Genomic DNA, 21,670 nt, shown 5'->3' on the forward strand with positions numbered 1-21,670 from the left:
GTACGTTATGAGCTTACGTATTCACGCGCTGTTTCATACCGATTATGCGGATCTAAGCTTTATCAAACAGTGGGCGCGCGCGCATAATCATCCGATCACCGTTAGTCGCTCCTACGATAACGACAACCTGCCAACGCTAGATAGCTTTGATTGGCTCATCGTGATGGGTGGGCCAATGAGCGTTCATGATGAGGATAAATATTCTTGGCTCATTAAAGAAAAGCGGCTGATAAAACAAGCCGTTGATGCCGGTAAAACAGTCATTGGCATTTGCTTAGGCGCGCAAATCATCGCGCATTGTTTGGGCGCTGAGGTGAAACCGTCTGCAGTCAAAGAGATTGGCTGGTTACCGATGCAATTGACCGAAGCAGGTCAAGCGCATCCATTATTACAAGATCTACCCAAAGACTTTACGGTGTTTCACTGGCACGGCGAAGGTTTTGGCTGTCCCAAAGGCGCAAGCATTATTGCGGAGACGCAGGCTTGGCCGAATCAAGGCTTTATCTATCAAACGCCAAAACATAAAGCGCGTGGCACTTGGGTACTTGCTTGGCAATGTCACTTTGAAGTCACCAGAGAGAGCTTACCGAAGATGGTCTCCAATGGTAATGCGGCTATTCAAAGTGGACTGAAAGACTATCCCGAAACGGTACAAGCACCGGATGAGATGTTAGCGCTAGGCGATAAATATGTTGAAGAGAATAATGAACGATTAGCTGCTATGTTTAATCGAATAGCATCGTCAGAAAATAAATAGTATAAGGAGTCAGTTATGAGTCATTCACAGCAAGATGAGCAACAAGCGCTTGAGCAGTATCTAGAAGACAAGGCTAAGCAGGATCAGGAGCAACAACAGGAAGCTGAGTCGCTGTCTGAAATTAGTTGACCACTACAGCTACGCTTGCTAACCCACCGTAGGCAATCTATCTTCGATAAGTTGAGAGAAGTTTTAAAAACCTATTTAGCTTAGATGGTACTTTATTTTCGTGCAACTCCTCTTGAATAACGTCATCAATATGTTCTTCAACGGCCTCTTTATCACTCTCGATATTTTCTGGAACCAAACTTAGTTTGATAAATGGTATAGTTTTATCAGTTTCGATATCTAATTTGTAATCAAACGATAAATCACCTTTTGTTTTATCCTGTTCATTCTCATTGAAGACAATATTGACGATATTGCCATCTTCAAAATCTTGGATAATTAAATCTTTAAATCTGTCTTTCGTTGTCAAAATACATGAATTCTCAATATTAAAACTATTATTATAAACCTTACAACTACCAATTTTGCAGAAATACTCTTCTGAATATTTTTTGATAATTTTCAATCTTTCAAGCTTTTGTTCATCTTCACTTAATAAGTCAAATATTAAATTAGATATACTTTGGTGACATAGAAGAACAGCATCAGGTGTTTTAATCTCATTTAAAATAAAGAATAACATATCCTCTAAAGAATCAAATGACTCATAGCTTGTTGGCTTATTAGTGACTATTTCTTTTAGTATGACACTTTTTAGATCATTTGCCATTCCTTCACCACAACCTTCAACTAAGTTATGTATTGAAGGTCTATCATCACTCATGATATAAGATTTTTCAAAATCTCTTACGCTGACCTGATTATTAATGATTAATCCAACTCCATCTTTTTTTATTGCGCTAAACATATTAATTGGAAATTTCGTTTTATCAGCTATGAAGTCATTAGATGCCACTTTAGCGATTTCAGAAAGCATCGTTTTGTCGACATCAGAATTTATAATATGACTATTATTAATCTGATCGATCTCATTAATAAGCTCTTCCATTGACTCTACAAAATTTGCACGATATTTCATCACCTCTTCGTGTGATTTTTCAGAAGATAGCAACTTGTATTCAGACGTTTTTTGAGCACTTTCAACTAGAGCTTCAAAACTACGAATCATATCTTCTCTATTTGAGAAGCTGTAGATATTGGACTTTAAAATATTTAACCAATTTCCAGATATCTTCCATTTGCTTGATGAGTAAGAAACAATTATTTGAACAAACTCATTATCTATACTGACGTTATACCATCCTGCGTACATCCTACCAGAAACCATTTTCTGACTAAATTTACGACTAAAGCTTTCAGTTAACTTAGCGTGCCATCCAGAATAACTCTCTACACCGCCAGAGTGAAATTTTTTGTGTCTAATATAAACACCTAGCAGTTGACTAGCCTGATTTATACTTCTAACTTTAATGTCATGAGTACCAGTTGGATGAATTCTTTTTTCTTCTAGTAATGCCTAAATATAAGACTTTACTCTTAAAATATTCTCGCTGTTCGCCAACATAGAGCATACTATTTGAAATCTTATATCAATATATGCATTTTTTAGAGCTATATTAATAGCTGACTCTAAATTTTTATCGCTTCCCTTTCTAATCTTAAGCCATAAGTCGGTATCTCCATTAAATATCATTTCAATATCAATAACTCCTGAGTGCCATAAGTGCTCTTCGTTATAAGTCTGCACATCTAAAGTTCTATTCTTCCAATGAATTAACATATCAGTAGACCAGCTTAATGCATAGTCGTTATCGAAGCTTAATGACTCAACTACCATTTCAGCAGTGTACTTTAAGTGCTCAAATAATATTTTATAAGATCTATCGACTTCCTTGTACTTATGTTTAATATAAGTATTTTTCCATTCTTCCCATACTGATACAAAATTATTTATAGAATCTTCAAAACCATCACTAACTGCTACATCAGCTTTATCAGATAGGTTTTTCCATTTAAGAAGAGCAACCCAAAGATATAACGTATTTCTGAGGACTGTTTCAGCTTCAGACTGAGTTATATATTTTTGTTCGAAGAAAATTTTTCGATAAAAGCGTAGGCTATGATAGAAATATTGTGTATTACTAGGAATTTTATCAATAGTTTGCTTCAATAGAACATAATATGCTCTCATAAAATTCGTAAAATAAGAAAAGCCCCAAGTACCTTCATTTAGTAATAGCCAATTGTCATACTTTCCATCAGGGTTTTTAAAGGATAAAACCTCAGCTAACTGTATGTGATACCTTGCTAGTCTATCCAATGACTCAACAAACTGACTTTCATCATTGTTACTCAATGCTGTGTAAATAGGACTAGTAAACGCCTCTAGAGCAGATGATATGCTAATGTCTGTTTTATTACTTTTTTTCTCATATCTCACAGAATTTTTTATTAAAAGCGATACTAAAATATTTATATCAAATCCAGAATATTTCGCAAGAGTCGCTTTTTTATCTTTACCTGTAAATGCAGGGATAGAAACGTATAATTTAAAATTTCTTGGTTCATGACTTCTTTTGTTTACAGAGTGTTTTAAAACTTTAGCTTGCAACCATATCGCTAGATTTAGTTTCCATAAAGAAATATCACGTAGTTCTTTATCTTTACCAGTAATATAATTAACTTCCTCATCATATTTATTTAAAATTAAGTTATTTGTTAAATCTAATACATTACTATCAAAACCTTTCAGTAACTCGTTTCGAAACAAATCTTCAAGGTATATCTTTCGTATGCGTTGCTTTAGATCAGACTTACAGACCTCATTTGTAACGAATCTAAAAATGAACTCATCTTTCTTGTTTTCATCCAAAATGCTAAGAGTCTTGATAAAAAACCATATTGTTAAAAATAAGTTGGAGATAAACCAAAATATTAAGGTTGAATTTAAAACTAAACTAATACGACTTGATAAGGATTCATTAAAAATCAAACTAAAGGAAAGTACAATAGCCAATAATAGACCGCTTAAACCAGCAAACATAAAGCCAGAAAACTTCTGATATAAAGAAAAAATGACTTTTTTACCTGCTTTATCTTGAAATAAAATACTAACTAGTGAAATAACTAACGGATAAATCAGACCTATAATCGTAATCTGACCAGTTAATAATATACCTAACAAACTAGAATCTTTCTTAATTTGAAAGTAAGCTGTTATATAGCTCATCCAAAGATATGCATTCACACCTACCATAAGACATAAGATAACTAACAGTAATAGATATTTTTTATAGGAGTTTGACCAAGAAACTATACTTTCTTCAAGAAAACTAGAACGGTTATCTAGATATGCCTCATTTTTAAACAAGGTTTCTTTAAGCTCTTTATTAATATGATGAGATAGTGGACGAAATCTAATTAAGAAACTACCGAAATTATCTAGCATATGGCTCCCTATCCAAAACCTGAGATATTAATACTAATTTTTTATTGGGAAAAATTTATCGACATTTACATAATGGCTGTAGATGGGTTAGTTTGACACACAGATGGTGGGTTACGCTATCGCTAACTTACCCTACTGCATCATTCCATTTTTAGCCTAAAATCGTTGGGGGTCGCAGCTCCACATTAACCTTCCATAGATCATCAAATTCCAAACACAAAAAAGGTGAGCATTACGCCCACCTTTTTTATATCTACAATAATATTCTAAACCAACTTAGCCTATCTAAACCAAGCACGTGCGTTACGGAACATACGCATCCAGGCGTCATCGCTTTCACACACATCCATAATCCCACCGAGTGCGTGACCAAGATAAGATTGACTGTTTTTGATCAATTAAGCTTCGGCAATTAACTCAGGCTTTTTATTCAATAAGCGCATTAATGTGACCGCAGCCCCTGTTGGGTTTCTAGTACCTTGCTCCCAATTTTGTAAGGTACGCGAACTGATATTAAGTTTATCGGCAAACTGCTGTTGCGATAGCCCTGTCTTAGTTCTTATTTCCTTAATACTAGGCACGTCATGGGTAAACTGGCGGCTAGGCTGAGTCTGTCCCTTAGCAATCGCCAATGCTTGATTTAGTGATGTAGATAAATCATCGTAAAACTCATTGCTCATGGCTATACACCTCTTTAATTTGTTGAGTCAGTTTGTATAAACCAGACTTCTCTTCGCTTGATAGAGAGGCTTGTTTATTCTTCGGATAAGCGAGCAGCATAAAAAATATGCCTTGACTATTCACAAAATAATAGATAATCCGAATACCGCCACTCTTACCTTGGTTAAGTGCCCATCTGGTTTTTCGAACGCCCCTGTACCTTGAATCAAATCACCTTGTTCTGGATTATTGATTAGATTTTCCTGTAGCTCTTTATAAGCTTCATCATCTAATAGTTTCAGTACTTGCTTAGTAAATATTGGCGTTTCGATGAAATGTAACATTCAATATCCTTTATCTTTATGTCTTATTATATACGTCATTGAAGTACTTATCTATATGTTTTTTCTGGATCTAATCAAGCTAAATATCATAAACACAAAAAAGGTGAGCATTACGCCCACCTTTTTCTTATTACCTCAAACAATATTCTAAACTAATTCAAATTATCTTAACGCAACCAAGCCCGCGCATTACGGAACATCCGCATCCATGCACCATCTTCATCCCACTGCTCAGGTTTCCAGCTATGATTGTAGGCTTTTAGGTTACGCTCAGGATGCGGCATCATAATAGTGACGCGGCCATCGGTACTACATAGACCGGTGACGCCGCCGACTGAGCCATTAGGATTCAATGGATAAGTCTCGGTCGGATGACCTTGACTATCGACATAACGCATCGCCAGCTGACCGTGCTTCGCCATACCGTCGATCTCAGTAGCGTTTAGGGTGGCAAGACCCTCACCATGCGCGACAGCGATAGGTAAGATACTATCTTGCATGCCTTTGAATAAGATGGACTTGGTGCGCTCAACTTTGACGTTGACCGTACGCGCTTCAAATCGTGCCGACTCATTTGCGATAAAGCGTGGAAAGTTTTCTGCACCTGGAATGAGGTCTTTAAGCTGCGCCATCATCTGACAGCCATTACAGACGCCAAGTGAGAAGGTATCAGGACGGGCGAAGAAGCGCACGAACTGCATACGCAGTTCGTCATGGAACAAGATAGAGTTGGCCCAGCCAGAACCTGCGCCGAGGACGTCACCGTAACTAAAGCCGCCACAAGCGACCAAACCGTCGAAGTCACGTAGATTGATGCGGCCTTCTAGCAAGTCGCTCATGTGCACATCGACCGCTTCAAAGCCTGCTTGGGTGAAGCCTGCTGCCATCTCTAGCTGTCCGTTGACGCCTTGCTCGCGCAGGATAGCGACTCTTGGCTTGCTGTTATCAGAATCAGCACGACTGTTCAGATATGGCGTCTCGATCTTTTGATTGAGATCGAAGTTTGGCGCAGCGATAAGACCTTTATGATTAGTATCGGCAATCAAGTCGTACTCTTGCTGGACGCACACAGGATTGTCACGGCGGCGGGCGATTTGGTAGCTGACTTGACTCCACTGCTGTTGCAGCTCGCTGCGGCTAAATCTAAGCGTTTTATCACCTTGATGTAGCGGCGTTTGGATAATGAGGCTATCTTCCTCAGTGCTTTGACCGACGAGGCTAAGCATATCGCTAACGTTATATTCGTCCGCTAGCGCCACTAAAGCGGCAACGTCCTCTGGCATGACTTGGATGACTGCGCCCAGCTCTTCGCTGAACAGCTGACCGAGTAGATTATCATCGCTGAGTGATAGCTTAATGCCTTGACGACTAGTGAACTGCATCTCTGCAATGGTCGCAAGCAATCCGCCATCACCGATATCGTGGTAGGCGCTGATAATGCCTTGCTCATTACCCGCTTGAATAAAGTTAAAGAAGTCAATTAAATCGCTAGGCTTATCAAGGTTGGGGCACTCGTTACCAAGCTGGCTTGCCGTTTGTGCGAGGATAGAGCCGCCAAGACGCAATTTACCTTTAGAGAGATCGAGGCGGTAAAACGCGCTATCGCCGTTGATCAGCTCAGGCGTGAGCGTTTTTGCCACATCAACGACAGGCGCAAAGGCCGTAATCACAAGGCTCATTGGCGAGACTACAGATTTATCTTGGCTATCCTCCTTAGCATCGTTATCATCTGTCCAATTGGCACGCATCGACAGCGAGTCTTTACCGACTGGAATGGCTATTCCCAAAGCGGGGCACAGCTCTTCACCGACAGTATGGACCGCATCAAATAATGCGGCGTCTTCCGTATCATCACCGCAAGCCGCCATCCAGTTCGCCGACATGGTGATATCAGATAATTGCGCGATACGAGCGCCTGCGATATTGGTAATGGCTTCACCAACCGCTAATCTTGCCGAGGCTTTTGGGTCAATGAGTGCCACTGGGGTACGCTCGCCGATACTCATCGCTTCACCCGTCATCGCTTGACTATCAAGCGCTATAAGACCTGAAGCGGTAATCGCACAGTCTGCCACAGGCACTTGATAGCGTCCCACATACTGATCGCGCACCACCATACCGGTGATTGAGCGGTCACCAATGCTAACAAGGAACGACTTGCTCGCGACAGTCGGATGACGCAGCACGTCTTTGACCGACTCGCTTAGGTCAAAATCATTGAGCACTAATGGCGCCAGCTCATTGGCTTGCACCTCAAAGCTACGCTGCATCTTTGGTGTACCACCAAGCAATACTTGCATCGGCATATCCACGGGCTGATCATCGAGCAATTCATCATCGACTCTAAGCTCTCGCACTTCGGTCGCTTCGCCCAATATCGCATACGGACAGCGCTCACGGGCACAAATCGCGTCAAACTGCGCTTTGCTCTCTGGGCGAATGGCAAGGACATAACGCTCTTGCGCCTCATTTGACCAGATCGCCATCGGTGACATGCCCGCCTCAAGCGATGGAATATGACGCAAGTTGAGCACCGCGCCCATATCGTGATCATCGACCAGCTCTGGCATGGCGTTAGACAGACCGCCTGCGCCGACATCATGAATAGAGACGATTGGGTTACCGTCTTGACTATCATTGCTCACCTCAGCATCGTTGCCGGCAAGCGCCCAGCAGCGATCGATAACTTCTTGACAGCGGCGCTCCATCTCGGCGTTATCACGCTGCACCGAGGCAAAGTCTAGGCCCTCATCCAACTCACCACTATCGACAGAAGAGGCCGCGCCGCCGCCAAGACCGATTTGCATTGCAGGACCACCAAGTACAATCAGTAAATCCCCCGCGCGGATGGGATTTTTCTCAATCAGGTTACGTTTAATATTACCGTAACCACCTGCCAGCATGATGGGCTTATGATAGCCGCGCATCTCGCTACCATCTTTGGCGGCTGAGGTATCTAACTGAAAGCTGCGGAAATAACCGCAAAGGTTGGGACGGCCAAACTCGTTAGAGAAATTGGCACTACCTAATGGCGCCTCCGTCATAATCTCAAGGCTAGTCGCCATGCGCTCCGGCGTACCATAGTCCTGCGTGCTCACTTGTCCTGACTGCTCCCACTTCTCGGCAAGCTCTGGAATATGCAAGTGCGACACGTGGAAGCCTGTGAGACCCGCTTTGGGTTTACCGCCGCGGCCGGTGGCACCTTCGTCACGAATCTCACCGCCCGCGCCTGTTGCTGCACCGGCATAAGGGGCAATGGCGGTTGGATGGTTGTGCGTTTCGACTTTCATCAGGATATCGATAGCTTCTTGATGAAAGCCATACGGATGCGCAGCATTAGGGTTTTTAGCGTCTTCAGGAATAGGATAGTAACGCATGCCCTCAGCGCCAGCCATCACCGCCGCGTTGTCTTTATAAGCGGAGAGGATACCTTCTGGATTTGATTGATAAGTATTCTTAATCATCTGAAACAAGGACTTTGGCTGCACTTTGCCATCGATCGTCCACTCAGCGTTGAATATCTTGTGGCGGCAATGCTCTGAGTTAGCTTGGGCAAACATCATCAGTTCAACGTCGGTCGGATTACGCTGCAGCTCATTGACATAGGCATTCATCAAATAGTCGATGTCTTCGCTCGATAGCGCAAAACCAAACTGAGTATTGGCCGACTCAAGCGCACTGCGTCCTTCACCCATCACATCGATATGATTCAATGACGCTGGCGGTTCATCGTCAAACAGTTTATTCACGTCGTTTAAATCATAAACCAAGCTTTGGGTCATACGGTCATAGAGTAAACGCTCAGCCGCCGTTGGCAGCTTGTCTTCGGTAGCACCTTCTAGCGTCAGCGTATAAACAATCACCCGCTCAATACGATTGATCTTCAGCTCGCAGTTATTAAAAATATCGGTGGCTTTACTCGCCCATGGCGATATCGTGCCAAAACGCGGACTGACGATGACTTGGATTTGACGCTCTGTCGCAGCTTCTAGCGAGGTTTGCTCTTTTACCCCTAAAAGATCCAAAGCCTTTTTTTGCTCTTCACCTAAGAGCTCTCTTGAGAGTACAAAAACCTGCTGAGTACTGATTTGGGTCACGTTTAGATCGGTTTTTTGGGCAAACTGATTGATCAATTGCTGGGTCTGAAAATCGGTCAAAAACGGCTGTCCGGCGATGGTCATCATAGAGGCATATTTCCTAGGATATGAGCAGTAACTGGCATCACTGCCATGCAAAGTAAATGGTCGCTGCATTATAACAAGAAGAGGCAAAATAAGCAGGAATAAAGCGGTACAATTTTACTCTTTACCCATCAAAGAACTTAAAGCCTGTCAGTGAAGACGGTAATAATCGCCCTTTTAAATTACCTTGTTAAACAAGCGGCTAAGTTGTTTTACTTAATGTTTATAGAGCTTACAAACACTCACATCGCCTTACGGGCAACCTATATAACCTCCCTACCTTCTCTCGTTATGCTGTAAAAGCTCAAGTATCAATAGACATTCATTTATAACGCAGCAATAACAACAATAACTGATCTAAATCAATTCAATTAAAAAGGACATATTATGAATAAGCAAGATAAAATCGATAAAGTACAAGAGATCGTTAAAGACATTAAATTTGCCATGATGACTACTGTCAATGGTAAAGGTGATTTGCATGCTTGGCCAATGACAACGACTGAGACCAGTATCGGCGGAAAAGAAATTTGGTTTATCGGTGATAAAACCTCAGATGTGGTCAAAGATATTCAGGACAATAAAAAGGTTGGCCTAACGTATTCGAGTCAAGATGCGAAGAACTATGTCTCTGTAAGCGCCAATGCTGAGTTACCAACAGACAAAAACAAATTAGAAGAACTGTGGTCACCAGTTTACAATGCCTTCTTTGAGCATGGTAAAGAAGATCCAAACGTTCAATTAATAAAAGTCGTACCCCATGGCGTAGAGTGCTGGATCAGCGGTAGTACAACGGTCAATATGTTTAAGATGGCAGCCGCCGCTGTACAAGACGGCGAAACGGCAGAAGATATTGGTGAAACCTTTGAGATTGAGCTATAAGCTATCGACAGTTACAACCAAACAAATTAATAAAAACGCCAGTAAGGTTCACTTACTGGCGTTTTTGCTTGGGTATATTAAAATTACTAAATTCTATAGCGGATATTTAACCGCTACGTTTAAGATAAGGCCATGCCGCCTTTAGGTAAATCATCATCGACCAAAGCGTTAGTATCACCGCTGCCACCATCAACGCATAACCGATAGTCTCAAGCGACTCCCAATTGAGTAGCAATACAGTAATAGCGACCATCTGAAAGGTGGTTTTTAGCTTGCCCACATAGGACACAGCGACGCTGGTACTATTACCCAATTCTGCCATCCATTCACGTAATGCGGATACAGCGATCTCGCGCGAGATAATCACAATAGCGGCAATCGCCATAATGATATTAGGATGCCACTGCACCAAAATGATGAGCGCGGCGGCGACCATAAGCTTGTCGGCGACCGGATCTAAAAACCGTCCAAAAGCCGATGTGACGTTGAGCTTACGCGCAAAGTAACCATCGAGCCAATCGGTAATCGCGGCGATAATAAACACAGCCGTCAATAATAAATGGCGCAATAAGCTGTCGCTAAACTCACTCATTCCGACCCGGGCAATCACGTTATCAGAGATCGCAGGCATGCCGATACCCATTGCAGGCGGCCAATAAGCTATCGCAACAAACAGCGGAATCATCAAAATCCGCGCAATCGTCAGATTGTTCGGTAAGTTAAAGATGCTTTTATCATCTTGCATCGGTGGTGATGGCGGGGTGTGCAGCTTTGTAGTTTCGGTCATGACAAAACCAGTTCTATATCGACATAATGATGGGCGCTAGCTTAGCATTTTTTAGCCTTGTCGTCATGAATACTATTTCTGCTTATCTCTACTATAGTATCTGAAACGCTTGTACGGTATGCGATAGAAACAAAAGCATTTATCGATTTTAATTTGCAATAAGTTTTATTATTAATAAGCGCAATTTAAAACAGATAAAAGCATAGGTATAAGTGTTCACTATAAGTTGTAAGCAGATGTAAGAAACAATTGATTAAGTAGCGATAGGCCTTATCTTTAACTATATAACCATCTGTAAATAGATGCATTGCAGCATAGTAAAATAAGTGAAATAAGCAAAATAATCAGTCATAGTCAGGTCTAAATAAGTTTTACTATAAAGTGAGATGATCTTTTTCCTCAGCCCGCAGCTCCTCCTCTGTGGGCTTTTTTTTGCTTTTATATTGAAAATACTAAAGCCAGCAAAGCTGAGAGACAAGCTATAAATAATCTCTAAAACTCTATACCTCTAAAGTTGCCGCGATTACTTCTACCACCTCTTCGGCCATCTGGTAGCAGCTCTCGATGTTGCCGCGCCCGCACCAATCCCCACTAATTATCCATTGCTGCTCGTTATCTACTAAGAGGCCTAATGGCTGCTCATCATCTTCGTCATTTAGCGCCATCGATGTTGCTGCATAGCGCCAACGATGACAGTCAATTTGACTTGGCGCAGTTTGCTCAGTCCAGCTTAGCGCCTCTCTGGCTTCTGCTAGCAGCCGAGCCGTTACCTCGTCAATATCCTGGTCTACTTGCTGCTCAGACCAGTCGTTATCGGCGTGAATCGTGACACTTGGTAATAGCCCCTTATGATTAGGCTTATGATGCTCAACAAATATCTTAGCCAAAATAGAGTCTTGTAGATGCGCGACATCCCACAATTTTAAATCTTGACTCTTACTTGAGCTTTTTAAGCTAGCAGGTAGCTTTGACTCCTCATCCCAGCCAAGCATAAGCGTATAGCAAGCTCGCATTTTTGGCTGCATAATTTTCGCTTGTTCTGTGAAGCCGCTATCTGCCATCAGCTCAGCCGTTTGCACGTTCGGCGCGGTGCAAATAACCCAATCAAAAAGCCCTAAACTCTCGCCATTATTATCAAACAGCTCTGTTGGTTGACCTGTCTGCGGATTGGCATATTGCGCCAGCGGTGCCACGCGAGTTTGGAATTGTATCTTTGTCTGCTGCAACTGATCTGCTAACGCTCGGCCCCAACTGGTCATCTTTGGTGTACTAACGTAACGGGCCTGCTCAGTGCCCCACTGCTCTTTTGGCTCGATATACGGCGGCTGCCCGCTCTTATTCGTGATAGATAAATTGACCACTTGCGCGCACCATGGCTGCAATAACCCTGAGTCTAACCAAGGCGCTATAAACTGCTGGAAGCTATCGGTCTTGGCGGTGAAGAACTGCGCGCCAAAGCTCCACTGCCAGTTTTTACCTGTTACGCTATCGCTACGATAGCGCGTCGCTAACCGTCCCACGCCGCGCGATTTCTCAAAAACGGTGATTTGCAGGTCTGAGTGCTGATTCTGATACTGATGCTGAGCAAACTTGCGCTCTAATAAAATAGCGGTAAATAGACCGCTTAAGCCGCCACCGATGATGGCTATCTTGGGGTATGAAGATAACGCTTTACTCTTGTCTTGCTCGTTATGTATTGCATGATCAGTCATAAAAAGGCTGCGCCTTATAAATAAAATTGCAAAAAACAATAGCTAAAGATAGCACAAAACTATCCTTAAAAATCATATGCAAAAAGTCATGCTCTTTTTTGCTATGATAAAAAAGAGCATGACTTGTATAATACTTAAAGCTGAAACTCGCCGTTAGAGACCGTCCGTACGTTCAGCTTTCACTGCCTCAATGAGTTTATTAATCACTGAGCTATCTGCTAAGGTGGATAAATCACCGAGACCGACATACTGACCGGCAGCAATACTGCGCAGAATACGGCGCATGATTTTGCCAGAGCGAGTTTTGGGTAGAGCATTAACGATAAAGATAGCATCTAAGTTGGCAATAGGACCAATCTCACGACGCACATGGCGATTAAGCTCAGCTTTGAGACTATCATCTGCGCTCTCACCTGACTTTAGGATGGCAAACACACAAATGCCAACGCCGCGTATCTCATGTGGCATCCCGACCACGGCAGCTTCCGCGATGAAGGGATGCTCATCGACGGCGCTTTCGATCTCAGCCGTGCCGAGCCTATGTCCTGAGACATTGAGGACATCATCAACACGCCCTGTGATCCAGTAATGACCATCTTCATCACGCTGCGCGCCATCACCTGTGAAGTAATAACCCGGATACTCAGCAAAATAAGTCTCCAAAAAACGCGCATGATCATTATAAATCGTACGCATTTGACCTGGCCAACTATTACTAATCGCTAAGTTACCTGAGGCCGGACCCTCAAGCTCATAGTCATCTTCCATGATGGCAGGCTCAATACCGTATAGCGGATTCATCGCAGCACCCGGTTTGAGCGCGACTGTACCGGGAATAGGAGCCAGCAAAATACCACCGGTTTCTGTTTGCCACCACGTATCGACGATAGGGCAACGCGCGCCGCCGACGACATTATAGTACCAGTCCCACGCTTCAGGGTTGATCGGTTCGCCGACCGTGCCAAGCAAACGCAAACTTGAGCGATCTGACTCACGGACAAAAGCATCGCCCTCTTTCATCATTGCACGAATGGCGGTTGGCGCGGTATATAATATACTGATATTGTGCTTATCTATGATATTACCGACGCGCGCCCAAGTGGGGTATTCGGGCACACCTTCGAACATCACTGTTGTGGTGCCATTAGCCAACGGCGCGTACGTAGCGTAAGTGTGGCCAGTGATCCAGCCGACATCAGCGGTGCACCAGAAGATATCATCGTCTTTGATATCGAAGACATCACGAAAGGTCGATAGCGCATAGACGATATAGCCGCCGGTAGTATGGACGACGCCTTTGGGCTTACCTGTTGAGCCGGAGGTGTATAATAAAAACAGTGGGTCCTCGGCATTCATAACCTCAGGCTCACAGTGCTCGCTTTGCGCGGCGATGAGGTTATGATACCAGTGATCGCGGCGACCACTCATCGGCACTGAATTGCCCGTACGGTGTACGACGATGACGTTTTCTACGCTATCTGTGCCTTCAGCATCCAAAGCGCGATCGACATTGGCTTTGAGCGGCGTACGGCTATTACCACGCAGGCCCTCATCAGCCGTAATCACTAGTTTGGACTGACTATCGACGATGCGGCTACTTAAACTCTCAGCAGAGAAGCCGCCAAAGACCACCGAATGCACCGCGCCAATGCGAGTACATGCCAGCATAGCGACCATAGCTTCAGGTATCATCGGCATATAAAGAGTCACGCGATCGCCTTTTTTGATCCCTAAGTTGCGCATAGCGTTACCTAAGCGGCAGACCCCGGCATACAGCTCTTTAAAAGAGATGATTTTATTTAAAGAGGGGTGATCGCCCTCCCAAATGATGGCAGGCTTGTAAGGGTTGTTTTTTAGATGACGATCGAGGCAGTTGACCGAGAGGTTAAGCTCGCCGTCCTCAAACCACTTAATACGAAAATCCTCCAAGTCATAGCTGACATTACTGATCTTGGTAGGTTTGGTGATCCAATCGATGCTCTCAGCGCGCTCAGCCCAATAAGCATCGTTGTCTTCAATCGAAGCGATGGAACGCTGATAGTCCTTTTTGTATTGTTCAGGACTGGTATTTGCAGTGGCGATAAATTCAGCCGGAATAGAAAACGATTCTTGGGTCATGGTCATCTTCCTTTTTGATTATCACTACCTTATAAATCGCGGTTGATAATAGTTACGCGTCTATATCGGTAATGCATGCCATCGTCCATAATGTATGACGTTTAACGATAGTTTGGCAAATAAGCAAAAAGGTTGCAAGCCATTGACTATGAATAATAACAATTTCAATATACAACTGTGCACTTAAAACTAGATTAACATCATATATAAAATGCAAAGCCTATAACCCAAACAAGCCATACCTAAGTATGACTTGTGATTCGTACAACGGCATTAGAGTATTGAAGGCACTCGCTTCTTATTTGAGCTGAGTGACCGTTTTCCATTGACCATCTTGTACTTGCGATAAATAAATATCGTTAATGTTGGCACATATTGATGCGATCCACGAGCGTCATAATGCGTGCAATACGGAAACTCTGCTTAAAAACGCATAGCTTAAAACACGTAGCTTAAAACGTTCTGTATGATGTCACCATAGCGTAGCTTTTGAATTTTTAAATAGCTAGCATGCTATAATTTAGCCCATAATTTTTATCTATTCGTCCCATTTTAAGTAGTCATCATGAGTCAACAGCAAAACCCAGCGTCAGCAGTTAAATTATCTAATAACGGTCATTTCGATGTCATTATCATCGGTGCAGGTGCGTCAGGACTCTATTGCGCGCTGACCGCAGGCCGCCGAGGCCGGCGCGTACTCGTGCTTGATCACGCCAATAAGGCGGGCAAAAAAATCCTGATGTCAGGCGGCGGACGCTGCAACTTTACCAATTACTTTGTTGAGCCTGAGCACTTTATCGGTGCTAACGAGCACTTTGCTAAATCAGCGCTGAGCCGTTATCCGAGTTGGGAGTTTATCGGGATGGTAGAGCAGCATAAGATTGCTTATCATGAGCGCGAGCATGGCCAGTTATTTTGTGATAATTCTGCGCAAGATATCGTGACGATGTTACTTAAAGAGTGTGCCGCTGCCGGAGTGCAAGTTCGCCTCAACACCCAAGTTAATGAGGTTACCGCTCATCAAAATGAAAACGAAAAACGCTTTCAATTACTTACCAGTAAACAACTGAGCAAAAAAGAGCTTAAAGAAGCCAGCAGTGAGCCAAAACTCCCTAAAACCACTTATCATTGCCAGTCTTTGGTTGTCGCAACGGGCGGACTCTCTATCCCGACAATGGGAGCAAGCGGCTTAGGTTACGAGCTGGCGCAACAATTTGGGCATACGCTGACACCAATTGATGCAAGCCTTGTGCCTTTTACCTTTACCGATAAGACAGGTGAGCTGCTGCGAGCGCTATCGGGTATTAGCTTGCCTGTGGTGGCCAGTAACACGCGCATTTCGTTTAAGCTACCGCTACTCTTTACTCATCGCGGCCTGTCTGGCCCTGCTATGCTTCAGCTTTCGAACTACTGGCACACGGGTGAGACTATCGAGATTGATTTGCTCCCTGACTTTGATATGACTGAGCTATTACTCACTCATAAAAAACAGCATCCAAAGCAGCTTATACGCACGGTGCTAAGCGAAAATACTGACAACGCTTTGCCCAAAAAATTACTAGTAGCATTACAAACTATGTTATGGGAAGACGTCAAAGAGATTGAGCTTGCAAATATCAAAGACGAGCGTTTGACTCAGATAGGTCAAGCGATCAATGGCTGGCAGCTTAAACCCTCTGGCACTGAGGGCTATCGCACCGCTGAGGTCACGCGCGGCGGCATCGATACTGACGAGGTATCATCAAAAACGATGGAGAGTAAATTGCAAGAAGGACTTTACTTCATCGGTGAAGTGCTCGATGTTACCGGCTGGCTTGGTGGTTATAACTTTCAGTGGGCATGGGCCAGCGGCTTTGTCTGCGGCGAGGTGGTATAAAAGAGTATTTTATAAATAACAAACAGTAAAAAGCCTCGACAACATGAAGCTATCGAGGCTTTTGTATCTTGAGAATGATACTATTTAGAGTTTTTGCGTAGGCTGGGTTTTTAACCTCCTACAATAGTTCATGCTAAGTTAAAGGTTACGGACTAAGCCTGCTTTTGCTCCAAATAAGGATAATCGGTGTAGCCCTCGCTACCGCCACCATAAAAGCTCTGCGGATGCTGCTCATTTAACGGTGCATCTTGACGAATACGCTCCGGCAAATCAGGATTGGCAATAAAGTCACGACCAAAGGCAACCGCGTCGATATAGCCCTCTTTGATGTTGCGCTCAGCTTTTTCTGCTGTATAGCCGCCCGCTGCGATAATCATATTATCAAAAGCATCGCGGATACGCTGACGGAAACCGTCATTATATGGCGTACCACCTGCCCAATCTGGCTCTGACAGATGCAAATACATTAGACCACGCTTATTAATTTGCTCAATCAGCCAGATATTGTCTTCTTCATCATAGCCTGCTTCTACGCCATTGAACGTGCCTTGCGGAGAGATACGAATACCAACGTGATCGTTATCCCAAGCCGCAATACAAGCGTCAACGACCTCGAGCGTTAGACGGGCACGGTTTTCTTTACTACCACCGTATTCATCATCGCGCTTATTGGTCTGCTCGACCCAAAACTGATGCAATAGGTAGCCATGAGCGCCGTGGACTTCTACCCCATCAAACCCAGCTTCGCGAGCCATGGTTGTTGCATGAGCGAAGTCTTTGATCACTTGCTTAATGTCGTCCAAAGTCGCCGGACGCGGCGGTGTGGCTTCGACGCGAATCGCTTGATTATCGCTATCACGCAGTGACGTGCGAGCGCCGACTTCGACATCGGAGGCGGAGATCGGCGCTTTGCTATCAGGCTGCACGCTATCGTGTGACACCAGACCAGTATGCCAAAGCTGCGCGACGATTTTGCCGCCTTTGGCATGGACATTATCGACGATCGTTTTCCATGCGGTGACTTGATCCTTAGTATGAATACCAGGCGCGCCAGCATAGCCTTTGGCCTGAAAGGATACCTGCGTCGCTTCGGTGATGACCAGCCCTGCTCCTGCGCGCTGCGAATAATACTCGCCTGCCAATGCGGTCGGCACATCGCCTGGCTCGACTGCGCGCAGACGGGTCAGAGGTGCCATAATGATACGGTTTTTGAGTGTTTGGCTGCCCATTTTGACAGGTTCAAATAAATTATCGTGTGCCATAAAAAGCCTTATTTGTTGTTATCGATTATGATTTAAGATTTAGAAAACAGACCGATTGAAAAGTAAGCTAAATCGTTTTCTTTATAGGGGACAGCTTGGATTATTCAATCTATCGTTACAAACGAAAACAGCGACTTAATTCTACCTTTGTATTTATGGCCCGTATGAATCTGTGATACTTACTAGTATATTAGAGCCTTCAACTTACGTCTTATCTAAGAGTGAAATTTATGCAAAAAACGCTATTGTCTTTGCTTATCACTGCCAGCTCACTATTACTATCTGCCTGTCAGCCGCCGTCTGAAAAAACGGACACGCCAGATCCAGTAACGTCTGCGCAAACTGACAAAAAAGCGTCTACGCCTACATTAATAGAAGCCAGAACAGCAAAAGAGCTGACGACATCCATTGTCGAATTATCTGAAGGCAAACTAAGAGATCAGCTCATTTGTAGTAAGCTTGATGACAGGATGCAAGCTATTAGTAATAAAAGTAAGATTGAGGATCTGCACTCTATTCAGCGTCAACTAAAAGCCTGTTTACCCACCGCGATTAATAGCGAGGCACTGGCATGGCTAGGCACTTACCAAGCGATGTATCGACGCTTTTTGCAGTTTGATACCTATCATGATGATGACGCGTTTTATGCTATTGTCGAGACCTTAGATAAAGGTAAAAAAGCAAGCATTGCGCAGTTAAAACAAGTCGCGCCGCGTACTCGCTATCTTATTAGTTTGGTTGAGAGTAACGCTGACGTCAGTATCCTCTATATCGGCGAAGGTATTTTTGTCTTTCATCACGATTTGCAGGCGATGGCTGATATTTTTACGCCGTATCTACCTAGAGATCAAGCCGAGTTTATTGAGCGCATGGCCATCGATAACCAAGACATCTTTTGGAATGATGCGGCGGTTGCCATCTCTTATGAAGAATTACTTAAGCGCGCGGCTTTTTGGGAGAATTATATACAGCAGTACCCAAATAGTTACTTTATTCAAGACGCTATAAGTCTATTTACCCTATACCGTTACGTGCTCTTTTCGGGTTCAGATAACAGTCAGTGGCTCGATGACGACATCAGCGAGTTTGTGCGCCCAGAGTATGAGCAAACGATAAAAAAACTTGCCAAACACTCTAATACCTTGTTGGCAAAAGACGCTCGTACTTTACTTGATTTTATGGCGCTGTCTGCTGCTGAACGCGAGCAATCCTACCCCGTGCCTAAAGCTGATGAAGAAGGTTATGAGATATCTGACTGGGCCGCGCCTCGCTATCAACTTAACAAAGCCCTATCCCTGCCCTCTCCATGGAAAAACGATAATCATCGCGACTGCTTAAGTGGCATCGTTTGCGTGGATTATGATTATTAGTGAGAAGACAGGAAGCCATTATGCTAAAACTGTGCAAAAAAATAGGGTTTGTTGCTGCTTTAACCTTAGGCTTAAATGGCTGTCTTGCGACAGAAAAGCTCGATTATGAATTAATGAAGCAAGAGGACGCTAAATGGGTCGCCGATGAGCGCTTAACCGATACCTTAATTGCCATTGGTAAGCCAAGCTCGCCTATGCAAGGTATCGATAATGCGATTGTGTTTGCAGGAGAAAAACGCAGCTACTTAGTACAAGGGGTCAATCAACCATAGCGAATGGCTTTCGAGCCTTATTGCTCATTTACCCTACAAATTCACTTTGTCCAAGATGAAATCGATATCCTTATCGCCGCGCCCTGATAGATTGACCAAAATCGTCTCATCAGGCCACATGTCTTTGGCGACTCGCATGGCATAAGCGATCGCGTGCGCCGTCTCTAAGGCAGGGATAATACCTTCAAGTCGTGATAACGCCATAAACGCGTCTAAACACTCCGCGTCTGTCGCTGATTCATAAGTCGCAAGACCCATATCTTGAAGTAGTGAGTGCTGCGGGCCAACGCCCGGATAATCAAGACCGGAGGCAATTGAATGTACAGGCGCAGGCTCACCATTGTCGTCGAGTAACACATAGCATTTAAAACCATGAATCGCGCCTTTCGTCCCAAGCGTCATCGTCGCCGCGTGATTAGGCGTATCAAGACCTTCGCCTGCAGGCTCGACGCCGACTTTTTCTACCTCTGTATCACCCAAAAAGCCGCTAAAGATGCCAATCGCATTAGAGCCGCCGCCAACACAAGCGACCACTTTATTAGGCAGCGTGCCAGTAGTTTCTAAGAACTGCGTCCGCGCTTCACGGCCAATCACTGACTGAAAGTAGCTGACTATCTCAGGATAAGGCGCAGGCCCGAGTGCTGAGCCAATGGCAAACATACTGTTGTCCAAATCACTAAGATAAGTCTCAAACGCACTATCGACCGCCTCTTTTAGCGTGCCTGCGCCGCGCGATACCGGCACGATATTAGCACCTAAGATTTTCATCCGGCTGACATTGGGATGCTCTTTTTCGATATCGACGACGCCCATGTGGATCTCACACTCCACGCCCATCAGCGCCGCTGCCGTAGCTAGTGCTACGCCATGTTGCCCTGCACCCGTCTCGGCGATGACTTTGGTTTTGCCGAGCTTTTTGGCGAGTAACACCTCCCCTATACAGTGATTAATCTTGTGTGCGCCGGTGTGATTCAAGTCCTCACGTTTAAAATAAATCTGCGCGCCGCCGCAATGCTCGCTTAAGCGTCTGGCATGAAATATCGGACTAGGCCGACCGATGTAAGTCTGACGCAAGCGGCTCATCTCATTAACAAAATCGTCGTCTTTAATGATCGCACGAAAGCCTGTCTCGATCTCCTCCATCGCTTTTGCCAGCTCAGGATGCTCAATCTTGCCGCCATACTCGCCATATAAACCATCAAGGCTTGGCAAAATGGAGTCGTGCAAACCGTAAGTGTTGCTGCTGTCATTGGCTAATGCTGTCATGGCTCATTCCTGTTGTCTGATTCACTATTGTCTATTTGAAGCTAAATTAAACATAGAAAACGATCTAAATTATAATAGAAATTTGTTATTATGTTCTAGTACATTGAAACAGATTTTAGGCTAAGTTTTATGGCAGGTCAAGCATTACTGCTCTGCTAATAAAGCAGTGCTCACAAATAGAATAATGAACGTATTTCGCCTTTATTGATTGAGGCAAAAGGAGAATAAAATGGCCAAACAAGACAGTCATTCTAACAGTCACTCTAATAAAGCTTATGACTACTTATTAGCGCTACTGACTCAGACCAATGACAAAGCCCATTTATCAGAGATACTTAAAGCGCTATTGACCGAAAAAGAGCAAGCTGAGCTTGGTAATCGCTTAACTATCTTTGCACTACTACAGCAAGAAGTGACGCAACGAGAGATTAGCGCGCAGCTTGGCGTCGGTATCGCCACAGTATCGCGCGGCGCCAAAGTATTTCATCAACATCAAATCGATGAGTTGCTACCGGATATTGGCGATAAAATTAATATCTGATAGCTATCTACATTTAGCGCAAGAAAATTACCCATAAAAGACTTTTAAATGCTATATTTATAAAAATTTGTTTACTAAATTAGCACTTTATTGGTAAGCGAATTTATTTTTGCTATTTAAACCCCAGTTCGGGATAAGCCACATTGTAACTCATTGATACTATTTACAATGTCGCTACCTGTCCC

General features: G+C 43.8%; 17 protein-coding genes. 6 read left to right on the top strand and 11 right to left on the bottom strand.

The window, feature by feature from the left end:
• Window positions 1-7 precede the first annotated feature (7 nt).
• Window positions 8-757 carry a type 1 glutamine amidotransferase gene (locus tag I3248_RS01265; protein ID WP_238062248.1) on the top strand — a complete coding sequence of 250 codons (750 nt, stop codon included), beginning with the start codon at window positions 8-10 and terminating at the stop codon, window positions 755-757.
• Between the two features lie 166 nt (window positions 758-923).
• Here I3248_RS01265 and I3248_RS01270 read toward each other — a convergent pair whose 3' ends face one another.
• The 6 genes from I3248_RS01270 to purL all read right to left on the bottom strand — a co-directional run bounded on the left by I3248_RS01270 (window position 924) and on the right by purL (window position 9,402).
• Window positions 924-2,078 (bottom strand): hypothetical protein, encoded by a 1,155-nt coding sequence (locus tag I3248_RS01270; protein WP_238062249.1) that lies wholly within the window; start codon window positions 2,076-2,078, stop codon window positions 924-926.
• 204 nt (window positions 2,079-2,282) lie between these two features.
• Window positions 2,283-4,214: a hypothetical protein gene (locus I3248_RS01275; RefSeq protein WP_238062250.1), complete on the bottom strand. Its 1,932-nt coding sequence runs from the start codon at window positions 4,212-4,214 to the stop codon at window positions 2,283-2,285.
• Between the two features lie 398 nt (window positions 4,215-4,612).
• On the bottom strand, window positions 4,613-4,894 hold the full coding sequence (gene nadS / locus I3248_RS01280) for a NadS family protein (protein WP_238062251.1): 282 nt from the start codon (window positions 4,892-4,894) through the stop codon (window positions 4,613-4,615).
• The gene (locus tag I3248_RS01285; RefSeq protein WP_346268414.1) at window positions 4,884-5,039 is read right to left on the bottom strand and encodes a hypothetical protein; all 156 of its coding nucleotides are present in this window, start codon (window positions 5,037-5,039) and stop codon (window positions 4,884-4,886) included. The genes nadS and I3248_RS01285 overlap by 11 nt, the downstream gene beginning before the upstream one ends.
• The gene (locus tag I3248_RS01290) at window positions 5,015-5,218 is read right to left on the bottom strand and encodes a hypothetical protein (protein WP_238062252.1); all 204 of its coding nucleotides are present in this window, start codon (window positions 5,216-5,218) and stop codon (window positions 5,015-5,017) included. The genes I3248_RS01285 and I3248_RS01290 overlap by 25 nt, the downstream gene beginning before the upstream one ends.
• A gap of 167 nt (window positions 5,219-5,385) precedes the next feature.
• The gene (gene purL / locus I3248_RS01295; protein WP_238062253.1) at window positions 5,386-9,402 is read right to left on the bottom strand and encodes a phosphoribosylformylglycinamidine synthase; all 4,017 of its coding nucleotides are present in this window, start codon (window positions 9,400-9,402) and stop codon (window positions 5,386-5,388) included.
• 384 nt (window positions 9,403-9,786) lie between these two features.
• On the opposite strand from purL, the gene I3248_RS01300 reads away from it, so the two are divergent.
• Complete coding sequence (locus I3248_RS01300) at window positions 9,787-10,281, top strand: pyridoxamine 5'-phosphate oxidase family protein (protein ID WP_201559249.1); 495 nt, start codon at window positions 9,787-9,789, stop codon at window positions 10,279-10,281.
• Between the two features lie 106 nt (window positions 10,282-10,387).
• Here the strand turns inward: I3248_RS01300 and pgsA are convergent, their stop codons facing one another.
• The 3 genes from pgsA to acs form a co-directional block, all read right to left on the bottom strand.
• A complete protein-coding gene (pgsA, locus tag I3248_RS01305) occupies window positions 10,388-11,026 on the bottom strand; it encodes a CDP-diacylglycerol--glycerol-3-phosphate 3-phosphatidyltransferase (RefSeq protein WP_198013348.1) in 639 nt (212 codons plus the stop codon).
• A gap of 542 nt (window positions 11,027-11,568) precedes the next feature.
• Complete coding sequence (locus I3248_RS01310; RefSeq protein WP_238062254.1) at window positions 11,569-12,780, bottom strand: NAD(P)-binding protein; 1,212 nt, start codon at window positions 12,778-12,780, stop codon at window positions 11,569-11,571.
• A gap of 153 nt (window positions 12,781-12,933) precedes the next feature.
• Window positions 12,934-14,898 carry an acetate--CoA ligase gene (gene acs, locus I3248_RS01315; RefSeq protein ID WP_238062255.1) on the bottom strand — a complete coding sequence of 655 codons (1,965 nt, stop codon included), beginning with the start codon at window positions 14,896-14,898 and terminating at the stop codon, window positions 12,934-12,936.
• 565 nt (window positions 14,899-15,463) lie between these two features.
• Here acs and I3248_RS01320 point away from each other — a divergent pair.
• The gene (locus I3248_RS01320) at window positions 15,464-16,774 is read left to right on the top strand and encodes an NAD(P)/FAD-dependent oxidoreductase (protein WP_238062256.1); all 1,311 of its coding nucleotides are present in this window, start codon (window positions 15,464-15,466) and stop codon (window positions 16,772-16,774) included.
• Window positions 16,775-16,926: 152 nt separating this feature from the next.
• Here I3248_RS01320 and I3248_RS01325 read toward each other — a convergent pair whose 3' ends face one another.
• Window positions 16,927-18,036 (bottom strand): alkene reductase, encoded by a 1,110-nt coding sequence (locus I3248_RS01325; protein WP_238062257.1) that lies wholly within the window; start codon window positions 18,034-18,036, stop codon window positions 16,927-16,929.
• Between the two features lie 230 nt (window positions 18,037-18,266).
• Between I3248_RS01325 and I3248_RS01330 the strand changes: the two genes are divergently transcribed.
• Both I3248_RS01330 and I3248_RS01335 read left to right on the top strand, forming a co-directional pair.
• Window positions 18,267-19,406 carry a hypothetical protein gene (locus tag I3248_RS01330; protein ID WP_238062258.1) on the top strand — a complete coding sequence of 380 codons (1,140 nt, stop codon included), beginning with the start codon at window positions 18,267-18,269 and terminating at the stop codon, window positions 19,404-19,406.
• A gap of 20 nt (window positions 19,407-19,426) precedes the next feature.
• A complete protein-coding gene (locus I3248_RS01335; protein WP_238062259.1) occupies window positions 19,427-19,678 on the top strand; it encodes a hypothetical protein in 252 nt (83 codons plus the stop codon).
• 33 nt (window positions 19,679-19,711) lie between these two features.
• On the opposite strand, the gene trpB is transcribed toward I3248_RS01335, so the two are convergent.
• On the bottom strand, window positions 19,712-20,944 hold the full coding sequence (gene trpB / locus I3248_RS01340) for a tryptophan synthase subunit beta (protein WP_238062260.1): 1,233 nt from the start codon (window positions 20,942-20,944) through the stop codon (window positions 19,712-19,714).
• A gap of 229 nt (window positions 20,945-21,173) precedes the next feature.
• Here trpB and I3248_RS01345 point away from each other — a divergent pair, with 229 nt between their 5' ends.
• On the top strand, window positions 21,174-21,485 hold the full coding sequence (locus I3248_RS01345) for a Trp family transcriptional regulator (protein ID WP_192993607.1): 312 nt from the start codon (window positions 21,174-21,176) through the stop codon (window positions 21,483-21,485).
• Window positions 21,486-21,670 lie beyond the last annotated feature (185 nt).

Source organism: Psychrobacter sp. Ps3 (assembly GCF_022129275.1).
Lineage (GTDB): Bacteria > Pseudomonadota > Gammaproteobacteria > Pseudomonadales > Moraxellaceae > Psychrobacter > Psychrobacter submarinus.

What these genes read in the sequence shown, in the direction of transcription:
- I3248_RS01310 (WP_238062254.1), bottom strand. Translation starts at nt 12,780, where the DNA reads ATGACTGATCATGCAATACATAACGAGCAAGACAAGAGTAAAGCGTTA.
- trpB (WP_238062260.1), bottom strand. Translation starts at nt 20,944, where the DNA reads ATGACAGCATTAGCCAATGACAGCAGCAACACTTACGGTTTGCACGAC.
- pgsA (WP_198013348.1), bottom strand. Translation starts at nt 11,026, where the DNA reads ATGCAAGATGATAAAAGCATCTTTAACTTACCGAACAATCTGACGATT.
- I3248_RS01325 (WP_238062257.1), bottom strand. Translation starts at nt 18,036, where the DNA reads ATGGCACACGATAATTTATTTGAACCTGTCAAAATGGGCAGCCAAACA.
- purL (WP_238062253.1), bottom strand. Translation starts at nt 9,402, where the DNA reads ATGATGACCATCGCCGGACAGCCGTTTTTGACCGATTTTCAGACCCAG.
- I3248_RS01265 (WP_238062248.1), top strand. Translation starts at nt 8, where the DNA reads ATGAGCTTACGTATTCACGCGCTGTTTCATACCGATTATGCGGATCTA.
- acs (WP_238062255.1), bottom strand. Translation starts at nt 14,898, where the DNA reads ATGACCCAAGAATCGTTTTCTATTCCGGCTGAATTTATCGCCACTGCA.
- I3248_RS01335 (WP_238062259.1), top strand. Translation starts at nt 19,427, where the DNA reads ATGCTAAAACTGTGCAAAAAAATAGGGTTTGTTGCTGCTTTAACCTTA.
- I3248_RS01320 (WP_238062256.1), top strand. Translation starts at nt 15,464, where the DNA reads ATGAGTCAACAGCAAAACCCAGCGTCAGCAGTTAAATTATCTAATAAC.
- I3248_RS01290 (WP_238062252.1), bottom strand. Translation starts at nt 5,218, where the DNA reads ATGTTACATTTCATCGAAACGCCAATATTTACTAAGCAAGTACTGAAA.
- I3248_RS01330 (WP_238062258.1), top strand. Translation starts at nt 18,267, where the DNA reads ATGCAAAAAACGCTATTGTCTTTGCTTATCACTGCCAGCTCACTATTA.
- I3248_RS01300 (WP_201559249.1), top strand. Translation starts at nt 9,787, where the DNA reads ATGAATAAGCAAGATAAAATCGATAAAGTACAAGAGATCGTTAAAGAC.
- I3248_RS01275 (WP_238062250.1), bottom strand. Translation starts at nt 4,214, where the DNA reads ATGCTAGATAATTTCGGTAGTTTCTTAATTAGATTTCGTCCACTATCT.
- I3248_RS01345 (WP_192993607.1), top strand. Translation starts at nt 21,174, where the DNA reads ATGGCCAAACAAGACAGTCATTCTAACAGTCACTCTAATAAAGCTTAT.
- I3248_RS01270 (WP_238062249.1), bottom strand. Translation starts at nt 2,078, where the DNA reads ATGTACGCAGGATGGTATAACGTCAGTATAGATAATGAGTTTGTTCAA.
- nadS (WP_238062251.1), bottom strand. Translation starts at nt 4,894, where the DNA reads ATGAGCAATGAGTTTTACGATGATTTATCTACATCACTAAATCAAGCA.